Genomic DNA, 13,845 nt, shown 5'->3' with positions numbered 1-13,845 from the left:
GGGCCCGCGCCGGTCAGGCCGGGTTGGGCGTCGTCCCCGGCCGGGTCGCCAGCGGGACGAGGTCCTCGAAGTCCCACGGGACCGGCTGCACCCGGACCGGGTGGTCCCGGTTCGGGGCCTCCACCATCATGTCGTCGCCGAGGTACATCGTGACGTGGTAGATCGTCGACGGGTCCGAGGTGTCGTGCGCGTAGAACAGGAAGTCGCCCGGCTGCATCTCGCGGACCGGCAGGTGCCCGCCGGAACGGTACTGGTCGCGCGACACCCGCGGGATCGTCATCCCGGCCGCCTCGTAGGCCCGCATCAGCAGTCCCGAGCAGTCGTAGGCGTCCGGCCCGGTCGCGCCCCACACGTACGGCTTGCCGACCTCGCCGAGCGCGAACCCGATGGCCGCACCGGCCGCACCGGGCGGCAGCGCACCGGTCGGCCCGGGCTCGCAGCCGGCCGGGTTGGCGACGTCGCCGATCTCGGAGACGATCGACGCGGCCAGTCCCTCCCACTTGGCGTAGGCGTCCGGGAACCCCGAGCGCTGCACGGTCTGGGCGGCCACCGTGACCGGCATCCGCTCCCAGCCCGGCACCTCCACCAGCCGCTCGTAGAAGATCCGGCTGCTGTACGCCGGGTCGGTGACCTGGGCCGGGGTGCCCCAGCCCATCGACGGGCGCTGCTGGAACAGCCCGAGCGAGTCCCGGTCCCCGTAGTCGATGTTGCGCAGGGTGGACTCCTGCATCGCGGTGGCCAGCGCGACCAGCCACGCCCGGGGCGGCAGCTCCATCTCCTTGGCGACCGCGATGATCGCGGTCGCGTTGGCCCGCTGCTCGTCGGTGAGCGTCTCGATGGTCGCGCCGCCGCCCCCGCGGCCGACGGTGGCCGTGGAGATGCCGGTGTCGCACCACTCGGCGCCCGCGGACTGGCGGCCGGTCACGTTCGGGCTGAACGCCAGGAACCCGACGGTCAGGAACAGCAGCAGGGCCAGCGCGATCGCGACGAACGGCAGCAGCAGCCGCAGCGGGCGCAGCGCCCGGGTGAGCGGGGTGCTCACACCCGGTCGTAGCGGGACACCTTCCAGCCCGCGTCGGTGTCCACGACCAGGATCGTCAGGCGCAGCGTGTCGGTCGGTACCTCCACCTCGACGCTGCGCGGCGCGGCCCGCACCGGCGTCGCCTGCCCGGTGACCCGGGACGCCGGGATGTTCGCCGGGTCCACGCCGGCGAGCACGCCGAGGAACTCGTCGGTGGTGTAGGGGCGCAGGCCGGCCAGCCACTGCTCGGCCGTCGTGCCGTCCGGGTGGTTCACCCACGCCGACGCCCACACCCGCGCGACCTCCAGGGCCTGCGGCGACGCCTGCTCCGGCGGGATCGCCTCGGGGGTGAGCTCGGCGACCGGCGGGAGCATGGTCGGGGTCGGCGTCGCCGAGACGCCGGAGCGGCCGTCGTCCCAGCCCTGCTGCCCGCCGCCGGCGATCAGCCCGCCGCCGGAGGTGCCGCCGCCGAACTGGCCGCCGAGCGTCACCAGCCCGAACACCAGTGCGCCGAGCACGACGACGGTGACGGCCAGCCGCAGCGGGGAGCGCAGCGGCCACTGCCACACCGAACGGTAGGCGGCCGCCCGGCCGCGCGAGGACCTAACGGGCACGGTCACCCCGCCCGTCGTCGGCGGTCCGGGCGGCCCGCGGCCGGTAGATCTTGTAGACGGGCACGCCGTCGACCAGCTCCGGGGTCACCGGCGTCGGGTCGCCGGGCCGGCGCGGCAGCGGGTCCGCCCGCCGGTAGATGGACCGGTCGTCGATCTCGCCGGGATCGGTGCGGCCGGGCACGCCGGAGCCGGTGTCCGGCCGTCCGGACGCCCCGACCGGCAGCCCGGCCCGCCGCGGCTCGGCGAGCCGGGCGTTCTGCGGGGTCTCGCCGGACGTCCGGCGCCGCAGGGTCCGGGCGCCGGGTCCGGCCACGGTGTCGGCCTCGGGCCGGACGGCGTCCGGGTCGCCGGAGCCGCCGCCGGGCCCGCGCTCGGACCACCAGCGGCTCTGCCGTTCCTCGCCGGGCAGCGGGCCGCGCATCCGGTTCCACACCTTCGACATCGGCCCGTCGGCGACGCCCGGCACGATCCCGCCGAACTGCTCCCTGGTCAGCGACACCATCGACACCAGCCGCCGGAACGGCCGCGCGACCGCCCACAGCACGAGCGTGACGACCCCGGTGACCAGCAGCGCGAGCCACAGGTCGACGCCGGAGCCGGGCGCGAACAGCGACACCACCAGCAACGCGTGCAGCCCGGCCAGCGCCCCCACGACGAGCGTGTTCACCACGGCCGCCCCGGTGATCCGCAGGATCGCCGGGATGACGTCCGGTTTCAGCAGCGCGACGACGGCGACCGCGGGCGCGCACACCACCAGCAGCCGGATGATCAGCAGTGCCACCAGCACCAGCACCTTCGCCAGCAGCTGGAACAGCGCGATGCAGGCGGCCTGGATCAGCGCGAGCGTCCCGGCGCCGATCCGGCTCCCGGACGTCCCGGTGAAGTAGCTGTACCGGTCGCCCATCCGGTCGGCGATCGCGGCGTAGTCGGCCTTCTTCTGCTCGGCCGTCTCGGTGGTGTCCAGGCCCTGGTCGATCTCGTCGATGGTGAACGCCTGCGCCCGCAGCAGGTCCCGGCCCAGCTCCTGGGCCTGCGGGACGTCCGGTGCGCCGAACGTCCCGCGCAGCCAGTTCTGGTAGGCGACCTGGTCGACCAGCACGGTCGGCAGCGTGTCCCGGGTGCCGAGCCCGATCTGGCCGAGGAAGCCCTCCTGCATCTGGGTGACCCCGTCGAGCAGCAGATCGTCGGCGGCCCGTGACCAGTCCACCGGTGCCAGGTACGCCGCCGACCCGATCATCAGGGCGAGCACCGCGATGCCGGTGCGCTGGGCCTGCTTCGCGAGGTCGCCGCGCATCGCCAGCAGCAGGACGATGATCGCGAACCCGAGCAGCGCGAGGCCGATCCAGGTGGTGAACACCGTCTCGTACATCGCGCGGGTGGCGGTGGTGATGACGTTGTCGATCGGCTCGAACAGGGCGCCGCCGTCGGCGATCAGGTAGTGCGCCCAGTTGACCCCGCCGACGGTGAGCTTGGCCAGGTTGAACGCCTGGTTGCCGAGCCAGGTGTCGGTGGTGACCGACGGGTTCAGCACCCCGGACGCGGCGCAGCCGAGGTCGTAGTTGTGCCAGACCAGGCCGGCGTAGCCGACCTCCTCGTAGACCGACCCGGCCTCGCCGTGCAGCGCGCTCGGCCGGTCCAGCGAGCCGACCAGGCCGGTGCCGGGGCGGTCCGGCTCGGGCGGGGTCTTGCAGTCCAGGGCCTGCGCCATCGCCGGCGTGCCGACCAGCAGCGTGCCGCCGACCAGCGCGGCGACCACGAGCGCGGCCCGGCGGCGCGGGCGCGCCGGTCCGGCGGGCCGCGGGCGCCGGGCGCGCCGGGCCCGCACGACCGAGACCACGACGGCCGCCAGCAGCACCCCCAGCACCACCCAGAGACCGGCGCCTCCGGACGGATCGGACCCGCCCGTCACCGCCCGGCACCGTCGGGGCCGGGCCGGGGATCGTGCCCGTTGCGGGGCTCGTCGACCACCCACTCGTCGTCCAGCTCGTCGAGCAGGTCGAGCTGCTCGTCGTCGAACAGCTCGGCGGAGTCCAGCACCTCGGCCGAGACCACCTGCACCGCACCCGCCCGGACGCCGCCGGCCAGCACCGGATCGGCGTCGCCGACCGGGCCGATCCGGGTGTCGGCGACACGCAGGTCGGCGTCCCTCAGGTCGGCGTCCCTCAGATCGATGTCGTCGCCGTCCAGGTCCGGGACGACGGCGGACGCCGGCGCCTGCCGCGGCGCGGGCGGCAGCGGGGTCGGCTCGTCCGGCGCGGTCAGCCCGGGATCGGGCGTGCGCGGCTGGACGCGGGCGGCGTCCGGGTTGGTGTCCAGCGCCTCCCGGATGTGCTCCAGGTGCGGCGCCTCCAGGTCGATCCGGATCTTCTCGACGCCGCCGTGCCCGTCGGCGAACACGAACTGGCGCGGGGTGTCGTCCGGCCGGTCGTCGTGCCGGGGGCGCGGGGACAGCGTCCCGAGCATCTCCTCGTAGCCGACGTCGGTGGGCACCCGCAGCAGGCGCAGCGCCTCGGACTGCGCCTCCTCGTCGTCGGTGCGGCCGACGAACACCGCGTTCACCAGCGACGCGAACCCGGACACCCGCAGCAGGTCGCCCGCCAGTTGGGAGGCGAACAGCGCGCGGACGTTGAACTTGCGGGAGTCGCGGGCCAGCCGGTCGATCAGCACCTTGCCGGTGGGCACCTGGGACAGGAAGTGCGTCTCGTCCAGCGCGACGCCCTTGCGCAGGTTCCGGTCGGCGTCGTAGATCGTGCGCTGGGTCAGCCAGGACGCCAGGTTCAGCAGCTCGACGCCGAGCGACTCGTTGTCGGTCCACTCCTCGCGCGGGCTGCCGGGCCGGGGTAGCGACAGTCCCTGCATGGTCAGCACGGTGAGCCGGTAGTCGCGGTCGGCGTGCCACGGATCGGCCCGGGTCTCGTCCGGGAACAGCAGCGCGGCCTGCGGGAGCTCGCGGCGCTCGTCCAGGAAGTCGGCGACGACGCCCGCGTGGTCCTCGCCGTCGGCGGCGTGCCGGCGCAGGGTGTCGATCACCATGCCGGGATGACGGTCCGGTGCGCCGCCGACCTCGCGGACCGCGCGCAGCAGCACGATCCGGGTGTGCGGCTGCCGGGAGACCTCGTAGGGCAGCAGGCCGGACAGCACGTCGAGCACCAGCCGCCGCCGGGTGGCCGCGGCCAGCGAGCGCTCCCGTTTCCAGGCGCGCTCGGGGTCCTCGTCGTCGGCGAAGTGGTCCGGCCGCGGCTCGGCGACCACCCGGTACGGGTTGAGGATGCCGGGATCGGCGCGCAGCAGGTTGATGTGCCGGGAGAACGGTGCGAGCTCGGGCAGCCGGGTCAGCTCCGCGAGCGGGCCGGACGGGTCCAGCACCGTCCAGCGGGCCCCGGCGCGCAGCGTCTTGTAGACGACCAGGCCGGTGAGGAAGGACTTGCCGGACCCGAGCCCGCCGACGATCGCGGTGAGCCCGGACGCCCGCCGGACCTCCTGCGCGAGCCACGGGTCCCAGGCGACCGGGCGGCGGGTCGCGGTGCAGGTCTCGCCGAGCATGATGCCGCGCCGGTCGCCGACGCTCGCGGTCGCCGCGGGCACCCCGGCCGCCGCCCAGGTGACGCTGCCCCGGCGCCGGTAGGCCGTGGAGGCGAGCGGCTCGCCGGGGATGAACTCGCGGGCGTAGCGGTACTGCGCCTCGGGGTGCTCGATCTGCACCTTCGGCCGGTACAGGTCGACGACCTGCTGGGCGCGGGTGGTCGCCTCCGCCTCGTCGCGGCCGGAGACGGCGATCCGCCACCAGCCGTAGAGCCGGGTGTTGAGCTGGGTGAGCCCGGTGGTGAGCTCGTCCTCGACCTCGAGCACCCGGTCGGCCTGGCGGGCCAGCGACATCGGCGGATCGAGATCGTGGTCGTGCGTGTAGTGCCGGATCTGGCTGCGGACCTTGCCCATCTGGCGCTGCAGCTCGCCGGTGACGTCCTCGGGGCGGCGGATGTACATCCGGGCCGACCACTCCACCGGGAACGGCAGCCGGTCCGAGTGCTGCATCCACGGGTCGTCGATCTCCGGGATGCGCAGGCCCTCCATCAGGCCCAGGGAGAGCACCGCGACGTTGCGGGAGACGGTCTGCGAGCGCATCCGACCGACCACCTGCACGGTCGGCGCGTACGGCTCCTGGTGCAGGTCGACGCCCTCGGTGAAGGCGGCCAGGTCCTCGGCCTCCCAGGTGCTGACCCCACGCGGGACCGACGACAGCCCGCGCGGCGCGGGCAGCCCGAGCGCGACCGAGCGGTGCATCAGCCACGCCATGTCCTCGGCGCTGGCCGGGACGGCGTCCAGCCCGGACCCGGCGACCAGCACGTCGAGGTGGTTCACCTCGGACTCCAGCGCGGCCAGCTCGGCGCGGACCGCGGACGGCGCGATCCGGTCCAGCACGGGCGCGGCGCGCTCCACCCAGCGATCGAGCAGCCCGCGGCCGGACACCTCGATGCCGAGGAAGACCTCCTTGTCGGCCATCGACAGCCCCATCAGGTGCCGCTGCTCGCCCTCCAGGAAGCCGTCCCAGCCGAGCGCACCGGGGACGTCGGGCATCCGGCCCAGCGCGTTCTGGTCGAACGACTCGGCCCACATGTGCACCGGATAGGGCCGGGTGGTCACCCGCAGGTGCAGCCAGCGGCCCTGCAGCTCGCCCAGCTGGGCGGCGATCTGCCGGATCAGCACCTCGCGCTGGCCGTCGCTGCGGAAGCTCCAGGCCTGCGCGGCGAGCCGGTACCAGGCCATCACCTGGGTGCCGGTGCGGGTGAGGTGGCCGTCGATCGAGCGCAGCGCTATCGACGGCGTGTAGGACGAACCGCCCTCGCCGGCCCGGGCACGGCCACGCCTGCGCGCCCGGCGGGAGGTCCGCTCAGGTGCGGCCACGGTGGCCACCCCTGCGCCAGGGCTCGGGCTGACGGGTGCGGGCCGGGGCGGCCGCGCCGCGACCGCGCCTGCCGATCCGGCCGCGTGCCTTGCGGAAGCGGCCCCGCTGCGGCGCGCTCACCGGGTCCGGGAGCGGCGGGACGACGCGCTGCGGTTCGGCGGGACCGGTCTCCCCGGTGCCGGGTACGACGGCCGGGTCCCCGATGGCACCGTCGACGACCGTGGGACCGGCCGGAGCCGGGTCCGGCACAGCCGGGTCGTGCACGGCCGGGCGCTGCACTGCCGGGTCGTGCACTGCCGGGTCGTGCACTGCCGGGTCGTGCACTGCGGGGTCCTGCGCAGCCGGGCGCTGCACTGCCGGGGACCGCCCGGATCCGGCGCGCGGGGCCGGGACCGTGGCCCCGGCGAGCGACGGCCGGGCGGCCCGGCCGGACAGCGTCCCCGGCCGCTTCCCCTGCCACCCGGTGGCTCCGGCGCGCAGCGCGGGCTGGTTGCGCGAGGCCTGGATCCGGACGTGCCGGGCCCGCACCGAGCCGCCGTTCGCCCGCGGGTCCGCCCGCGGGCCGGTCACCTCGGCCCAGAAGTGGGCGAGCACCTGGCCGAGCGGGCGCTCGTAGTCGATCTTGTGGCCGAGGAACCGGGTGATCGCGACGGTGCCGACCAGCGCCCACGCGACCGAGAAGAAGTCCAGGCCGATCCCGAGCCGCCGCTGGATCATCATGATCAGCATCATCACGAGCAGCCCGACGCCGTAGCTGACGTAACGGGCCCGCCAGGGGAAGGTGGCCCGGGGCGGTCCGAGCCAGACCGCATCGACGCGGTAGACCTCGTCGTCGGTACGAACGAGCACGGATCAGCCCCGGCTCAGCCCGTGGAGACGAGCAGGTTGGCCAGCGCCTGACCGACCGCCGGACCGCTGCCGGTCACGGCGATGCCCAGTGCGACGAGCCCCACCAGCAACCCGATGCTGCGCCGGGCCACGCCCGCGTTGTCACCACGGCCGCCGATCCACAGCAGGATGACGGCGATCGCGAGCAGGATCAGCGGCACGATGTTGTTCGTGATCCAGTCACGGAGATTGACGGTCGTGAGCTCGCCCTGGGCGAGCACCAGCTGGATCGCCTCGAGCGAGGTCTTCACAGCTCCTCCTTGCGGCATCCGCTTGTCCCGGTCGCTCCCGCAGGCGAGTAGACCACGAGACCCGCCGGTGATAGTAGAGGAGTGGTCCGTACGCCCGGTGTGAACGCCACGCACCGCAGTCGATCAAACACGGTCGGCCGAGTGGAATCGCCTCCTCCCGGGCGTGACTCGTGCCTCACCTCGGGCCGGCCGACTGGGGCGGGGCCGCCCGAGATGTCATGGTCCAGGGGGCTACTGTTCGGTAACAAAGCATGTCCCGTCCCCCGGTGGTGCAGGGCGCTCCGCGCCCGGGCGCACTACCCTTCGCCCGACCGCCGTTGCGTCCCACCACACCAACGCGACGGCGACGTCCGAGGAGGCACCGCGATGGAGAGGCCCGCCCGGTCCCGGCGGCACGGTCCACCGTGCCCGGCGCCGCCCGCCTCCCCGGCCCGGCCCGGTCCTCGACACACGATTCCCGTCCCGTCCCGCCGCGATGACAGCGCGCCCAGCGCCCCACGTCTCAGGTCGGCACGGCCCCGTACAGCGCACGGGCCGGGTGCTCTCAAGGGAGGTTCCTCCGTATGACCTGGGTGCAGTATGTCCTCGGCACCATCACGGTGCTGTCGGCCGTCGTCGCGGTCGTGCTGGTCGCCCGCACGGTCGCGAAGATGGTCTCGATCATCCGGCTCGGCCAGCCGGCCCCGGACCGGACGGGCCCGTTCGGCCCCCGGTTCCTCACCATGCTCAAGGAGACCCTGGGTCACACCAGGATGCTCAAGTGGAGCCACATCGGCGTCCTGCACTGGCTGGTGATGGTCGGCTTCGGCGGGCTGTTCCTGGCGCTGGTCGAGGCGTTCGTCGAGGTCTGGAACCCGACCTTCCACCTGCCGCTGATCGGCACCTGGTCGGTCTACTCGCTGTTCGTCGAGATCCTCGGCGTCGCCACCGTCGTCGGCATCGGCTCGCTGATCGTGATCCGGCAGCTGCACAACCCGAACCGTGAGGGCAGGCTGTCCCGGTTCTACGGCTCGAACATGGGCCGGGCCTACTTCGTCGAGGGCATCGTGTTCCTCGAGGGCCTGGGCATCCTGGTCGTGCGCGGGGCGAAGATCTCGCTCGGCGCGTTCGACGTGCCGACCTGGTCGGCACCGGTCTCGACCGCGCTCGCGGCGGTCCTGCCGCCCTCGGAGACGCTGGTGACGGTGTTCGCCGCGGTGAAGGTCCTCTCCGCGACGATCTGGCTGATCGTGATCGCGCTGACGCCGACGATGGGCGTGGCCTGGCACCGCTTCACCGCGTTCCCGAACATCTACTTCAAGCGCGAGGACTCCGGCCGCAAGGCGCTCGGCGCGGTCAAGCCGATGATGTCCGACGGCAAGCCGCTGGACTTCGAGGAGGCCGATCCCGACACCGACGTCTTCGGCGCCGGGAAGGTCGAGGACTTCACCTGGAAGGGCCTGCTCGACTTCACCACCTGCACCGAGTGCGGCCGCTGCCAGTCGCAGTGCCCGGCCTGGAACACCGAGAAGCCGCTGTCGCCGAAGCTGCTGGTCAACGCGCTGCGGGACAACGCCTACGCCAAGGCGCCGTACCTGCTCGCGGGCGGCCGCAAGGACATGGCAGGCGACGAGATCGGCATCACCGGCGACGACGCGGAGGCCCGCCTGGCGGCGATCCCCGAGTCCGCGCGCACGGAGGCCGAGCGGCCGCTGATCGGCGGCGAGGACGTCCTCGGCGTGATCGACCCGGAGATCCTCTGGTCCTGCACCACCTGCGGCGCCTGCGTCGAGCAGTGCCCGGTGGACATCGAGCACGTCGACCACATCGTCGACATGCGCCGCTACCAGGTCATGATCGAGTCCGAGTTCCCGACCGAGCTCAACTCGCTGTTCAAGAACCTGGAGAACAAGGGCAACCCCTGGGGCCAGAACCCGAAGGACCGCCTGGAGTGGACCAAGGGGCTCGACTTCGAGGTGCCGGTCGTCGAGGGCGAGCTGGACGCCGAGACCGAGTACCTGTTCTGGATCGGCTGCGCCGGCGCGTTCGACGACGGCCAGAAGAAGACCATCCAGGCCACCGCGGAGCTGCTGCACCGGGCCGGGGTCAACTTCGCCATACTCGGCTCGGGGGAGACCTGCACCGGTGACCCGGCCCGCCGGTCCGGCAACGAGTTCGTCTTCCAGATGCTGGCCCAGCAGAACGTCGAGGTCCTCAACACCGTCTTCGACGGCCGCGAGCCCGGCACCCGCAAGATCGTCACCACCTGCCCGCACTGCCTCAACACCCTCGGCCGGGAGTACCCGCAGCTGGACGGGCACTACGAGGTGCTGCACCACACCCAGCTGCTGAACAAGCTGGTGCGGGAGAAGAAGCTGGTCCCGGTCTCGGCGCCGTCCGCGGAGCAGGGCCCGGTCACCTACCACGACCCGTGCTACCTGGGCCGGCACAACGAGGTGTACGAGGAGCCCCGCGCGCTCGTCGGCGCCGCCGGCGCGACGTTGTCGGAGATGCCGCGGCACGGCGACCGGTCGATGTGCTGCGGCGCCGGTGGCGCCCGGATGTGGATGGAGGAGCGCATCGGCAAGCGCATCAACTTCACCCGCGCCGAGGAGGCCGCCGAGACCCTCACCAAGGCCGGGAACGGCAGCGAGCCGTCCGGGACGCTCGCGGTGGGCTGCCCGTTCTGCCGGACGATGATGACCGACGGCGTCAACCAGACCGCCGGTGAGGCCGTCACGGTGCAGGACGTGTCGCAGATGCTGCTCGCGGCCGTGCGCCGTGGAGACCCGGCTCCCGAGCCGACTCCTGAGGCGGCTCCCGAGCCGGCTGCTGAGGCGGCTGCCGAACCGACTGCCGAGGCGGCTCCCGAGGCGACTGCTGAGCCGACTGCCGAGGCGGCTGCCGAACCGACTGCTGAGGCGACTGCCGCGCCGGAGGTCCCGGCCGGGTCCGACGGCGCCGAGAGCACCGGGACCGCGGCCACCGGGCCGGGATCGAACGGCGCCACGGGCAACGGATCGTCGTCGTCGCCCGAGCAGGCCGCGCGGGAGCGCACGAACGAGAGCTGATCACCGTCCGGGTGCACCGGGCCGCGCGGATCGCGGTCCGGCGCACCGGAACGGTGATCTTCCGGTGCCGGTCGGGCTCAGCAGGGCGCGAAGGACGAGACCTGGAAGGTCGGCGTCGCCGCGGCCGTGCGGGTGAGCACCACGGTGCCCAGCTGCGGTCCGGCTGCGGCACCCCAGGCGGTGCCGCAGCCGTCGACGGTGGTGCTGCCGCCGGGTGCGACGGCCGGATCGGACAGCCGGTCCGGCGTCGTGACCGGGGCGTCGGCGGGGACCCGGGAGTGCAGGACGGCGACCGCGTCCTCGCAGGTCGCTGAGCCGGTGGCGAGCCGGAGCTGCTCGATCGCCGGATCCTGCGCCAGCCGGCAGACCCGCGCCGGGTTCCCGTCCGTGACGCCGGTGTCGAGCGCCACCAGGGCGAGCTGCGGCCGGTCCACGCCGAGCGCCGCCCGCATCTGGGCGCCGGCCTGGGCGTCGATCCGGGCCTGGTCGTCGCGGATCTCGGCGGACCGGAACGCGTAGCCGGCCCCGGACACGACCAGCAGCACCCCGCCGACCGCCAGCACCTTCCAGCGCGGGAGCAGCAGCAGGCCGGCGACGACCACCCCGACGCCCAGCGCCAGCCCCCACGCCCACGGGTTGCGGGAGGTGGCCTGCAACAGCGCGCCGACCAGCACGACGCCCGCGACGTGCGGCGCCCAGCCGTTCAGCAGCCGGTCGAGCCGGAACAGGGTGAGCAGCACCAGCGTCCCGAAACCGAGCCCGACCGGCACCCACCAGCGGTCCGGGTCGTCGAGGAACGGGAGCAGCAGGACGGCGGCGCCGGCCAGGCCGAGAGCGCTCGCCCCGCGCACGGTGCGCGGCCGCAGCCTGCGCCAGTGCGCCCACGGGTCGCGATCGGGATCGGGGCGCGCGGAAGCGGGCCCGCGGCCGCTGCGCTCGCGCTCCCGGTCGCTTCGCTCGCCGTGCGCGCCGGGACCGGGCTCGCGGTCCGTGCCGGGCTCGCGGGCCGGGGCCGCGGGCGCGTCCTGCGCGCGGGGGACGTGCACCATCGCCGAGCCGGGATCCTGGGCGCCCGCACCGGCGGCCGCGCCGTCACCCGACCGCCGGCCGCGGTCGGGCCGCCCCGGGCGGCGGCGCCCGGTCGCCCACGGATCAGGGGGTCCGGTGTCCCGGGAGCTGCGGTCGGCGTCCATCGCGACCAGGGTAGCGACGCGCCGCCGCCGCGCCGCGGAACGACGGGGCGGGCGGTGTCAGATCCGGCGGGTGTCGGTGCGGTGGAAGTTCCGGAACGCCCGCGACGGCGTCGGGCCGCGCTGGCCCTGATAGCGGGAGCCGACGCCCTCGCTGCCGTAGGGCCGCTCGGCGGGGCTGGACAGCCGGAACAGGCACAGCTGGCCGATCTTCATGCCGGGCCAGAGCGTGATCGGCAGGTTCGCCACGTTCGACAGCTCGAGGGTGATGTGGCCGGTGAACCCGGGATCGATGAACCCGGCCGTGGAGTGGGTGAGCAGGCCGAGCCGGCCCAGCGAGCTCTTGCCCTCCAGCCGTCCGGCCAGGTCGTCGGGCAGGCCGACCCGCTCGAAGGTGGAGCCGAGCACGAACTCGCCGGGATGCAGGACGAACGTCTCGCCGTCCGGCGTCTCGACCGGCGTGGTCAGCTCGTCCTGCTGCTCGGCCGGGTCGATGTGGGTGTACCGGGAGTTCTGGAACACCCGGAAGTAGCGGTCCAGGCGCACGTCGATGCTGGACGGCTGGAGCATCTCGACGTCCCACGGATCGAGCACCAGCCGCCCGGACTCGATCTCCTTGCGCAGGTCACCGTCGGAGAGCAGCACCGGCACACCCTAGCGATCGGGGCTCACGCCCCGGACGACTCCTCCGCGGCCGACTCCTCCGCCTGCTCCGACCGGGCCACCGGGTCCAGCTGGGGCGACCGGCAGAGGCCGAACATCCAGGCCACCGCCTGCTCCGCGCGGGCCGCCTCGAAGCCGTCGGACGACGCCGGCCTGCGGCCGTGGTCGCCGTCCATCACCTGGGCGACGGCCGCCGCGGCGTCGTGCGCGGCGATGCTGCGGATGGAGTCGCCCGGCTGCGGCACGTTCGGCCCGTCGACCAGCACGGCCAGCGTGCCCAGCCCGGGGGCGTCGACCACCAGCTCGTGGTCGTCGCTGACGACGACGGTCGCCGCGGCCAGCACGGCCAGCTCGTCGGGCAGTTCCAGGAGCGGGACGACGGTGACCCGCGGGTGCCGGGCCAGCGACAGGGCCGGCTCCTCGGTCGCGAGCGAACCGGTCACCAGGATCTCGATCTTCGGGTACCGCTCGAGCAGGTCGGCGAGGCCGCCGAGCACCGCCAGCGACGACGGCCGCTCGAGATCGACCAGCACCAGCCTGCGGTGCTGGTCGTGCGCCCGCTCCAGCGCGTCGCGGCAGTTGCGGTCGCACGGCCCGGGCAGCGAGTTGACGGTGTCGCCGATGGTGAGCACGTTCGGGCCGAGCGGGCTGCCGAGCGCGGACCCGCTCGTCGTCAGGAACAGCGACGCCAGCTGGCCGATCACCCGCCGGTGCGCCTCCTGCGGGAACGGGCACAGCAGGTCGTCGGTACCCATGCCGGCCTGCATGTGGACGACCGGGATGCGCCGCCAGAACGCCACCGACGCCGCGACGGCGGCGGCCAGCCCGCCGCCGTGCACCAGCACCGCCGACGGGTCCTGGTCGACCATCAGCTGGTCCAGCCTGGTCAGCAGGGCGGCCGCGACGTCGGCCACGGCGGGCCCGACGTCGCCGGGCAGCAGGATCGTGATGTCGGTGGCGACGCCCAGCGCCTCGAAGGTCTCGTGCACCGCCATCGGGTCCGACCCGGTCGCGACGGTGATGCCGCGGATCCGGTCCGCCGCGGCGATGGCCGACGCGACCGGGGCGAGCCGCGCCACCTCCGGCCGGCTCCCGGCGATGAGGAGAACGTCGTGCTCGTGGTCCGCCGACATGGCGGCCGAACCGGACGTCAGCGGCTCGAAGATGCTCATCGCGACCCCTTCCGGCCGTAGAACGGACCGACGTCCGAAGTGTGCGTGACGGTCGCGATGGGGGTCGAGGTGATCGCGCCGGGTGGTCGGTTC

At 74.0% G+C, this 13,845-nt stretch carries 10 protein-coding genes; 1 reads left to right on the top strand and 9 read right to left on the bottom strand.

Annotated features, from left to right (window positions below):
* Positions 1 to 13: 13 nt before the first annotated feature.
* From ACVJO7_RS08870 to ACVJO7_RS08845, 6 genes are read right to left on the bottom strand one after another with little or no spacing between them, the layout of a single operon-like run.
* Positions 14 to 1,042, bottom strand: coding sequence for a C40 family peptidase (locus ACVJO7_RS08870; RefSeq protein ID WP_344025112.1), 1,029 nt, complete (start codon positions 1,040 to 1,042; stop codon positions 14 to 16).
* On the bottom strand, positions 1,039 to 1,641 hold the full coding sequence (locus ACVJO7_RS08865) for a hypothetical protein (protein ID WP_344025110.1): 603 nt from the start codon (positions 1,639 to 1,641) through the stop codon (positions 1,039 to 1,041). Before ACVJO7_RS08865 ends, ACVJO7_RS08870 begins: the two co-directional genes overlap by 4 nt.
* Positions 1,625 to 3,544: a hypothetical protein gene (locus tag ACVJO7_RS08860; RefSeq protein WP_491672448.1), complete on the bottom strand. Its 1,920-nt coding sequence runs from the start codon at positions 3,542 to 3,544 to the stop codon at positions 1,625 to 1,627. The genes ACVJO7_RS08865 and ACVJO7_RS08860 overlap by 17 nt, the downstream gene beginning before the upstream one ends.
* Positions 3,541 to 6,537, bottom strand: coding sequence for an ATP-binding protein (locus tag ACVJO7_RS08855; RefSeq protein ID WP_491672447.1), 2,997 nt, complete (start codon positions 6,535 to 6,537; stop codon positions 3,541 to 3,543). The genes ACVJO7_RS08860 and ACVJO7_RS08855 overlap by 4 nt, the downstream gene beginning before the upstream one ends.
* Positions 6,524 to 7,387, bottom strand: coding sequence for a hypothetical protein (locus ACVJO7_RS08850; RefSeq protein ID WP_491672446.1), 864 nt, complete (start codon positions 7,385 to 7,387; stop codon positions 6,524 to 6,526). Before ACVJO7_RS08850 ends, ACVJO7_RS08855 begins: the two co-directional genes overlap by 14 nt.
* A 14-nt stretch (positions 7,388 to 7,401) precedes the next feature.
* Positions 7,402 to 7,677, bottom strand: a complete 276-nt coding sequence (locus ACVJO7_RS08845) for a hypothetical protein (RefSeq protein WP_344025102.1) — start codon at positions 7,675 to 7,677, stop codon at positions 7,402 to 7,404.
* A 563-nt stretch (positions 7,678 to 8,240) separates the two neighbouring features.
* On the opposite strand from ACVJO7_RS08845, the gene ACVJO7_RS08840 reads away from it, so the two are divergent.
* On the top strand, positions 8,241 to 10,727 hold the full coding sequence (locus tag ACVJO7_RS08840) for a (Fe-S)-binding protein (protein WP_491672445.1): 2,487 nt from the start codon (positions 8,241 to 8,243) through the stop codon (positions 10,725 to 10,727).
* Positions 10,728 to 10,804: 77 nt separating this feature from the next.
* On the opposite strand, the gene ACVJO7_RS08835 is transcribed toward ACVJO7_RS08840, so the two are convergent.
* The 3 genes from ACVJO7_RS08835 to ACVJO7_RS08825 are packed head-to-tail and all read right to left on the bottom strand — an operon-like array spanning position 10,805 to position 13,752.
* Entirely contained in the window at positions 10,805 to 11,920 is a 1,116-nt protein-coding gene (locus ACVJO7_RS08835; RefSeq protein WP_491672444.1) for a hypothetical protein, read from the bottom strand.
* A gap of 57 nt (positions 11,921 to 11,977) precedes the next feature.
* A complete protein-coding gene (gene dcd / locus ACVJO7_RS08830) occupies positions 11,978 to 12,562 on the bottom strand; it encodes a dCTP deaminase (RefSeq protein ID WP_344025096.1) in 585 nt (194 codons plus the stop codon).
* 23 nt (positions 12,563 to 12,585) lie between these two features.
* Positions 12,586 to 13,752 (bottom strand): UDP-N-acetylglucosamine 2-epimerase, encoded by a 1,167-nt coding sequence (locus ACVJO7_RS08825; protein ID WP_491672443.1) that lies wholly within the window; start codon positions 13,750 to 13,752, stop codon positions 12,586 to 12,588.
* Between the last annotated feature and the right edge of the window lie 93 nt (positions 13,753 to 13,845).

It is taken from the genome of Pseudonocardia sp. DxW, assembly GCF_058448985.1.
Note: the sequence above shows the minus strand (reverse complement) of the source record. Positions and strands in the feature narration are given on the sequence as shown.

Coding starts and splice junctions, on each gene's coding strand:
- ACVJO7_RS08840 (WP_491672445.1), top strand. CDS start 8,241: ATGACCTGGGTGCAGTATGTCCTCGGCACCATCACGGTGCTGTCGGCC.
- ACVJO7_RS08825 (WP_491672443.1), bottom strand. CDS start 13,752: ATGAGCATCTTCGAGCCGCTGACGTCCGGTTCGGCCGCCATGTCGGCG.
- ACVJO7_RS08835 (WP_491672444.1), bottom strand. CDS start 11,920: ATGGACGCCGACCGCAGCTCCCGGGACACCGGACCCCCTGATCCGTGG.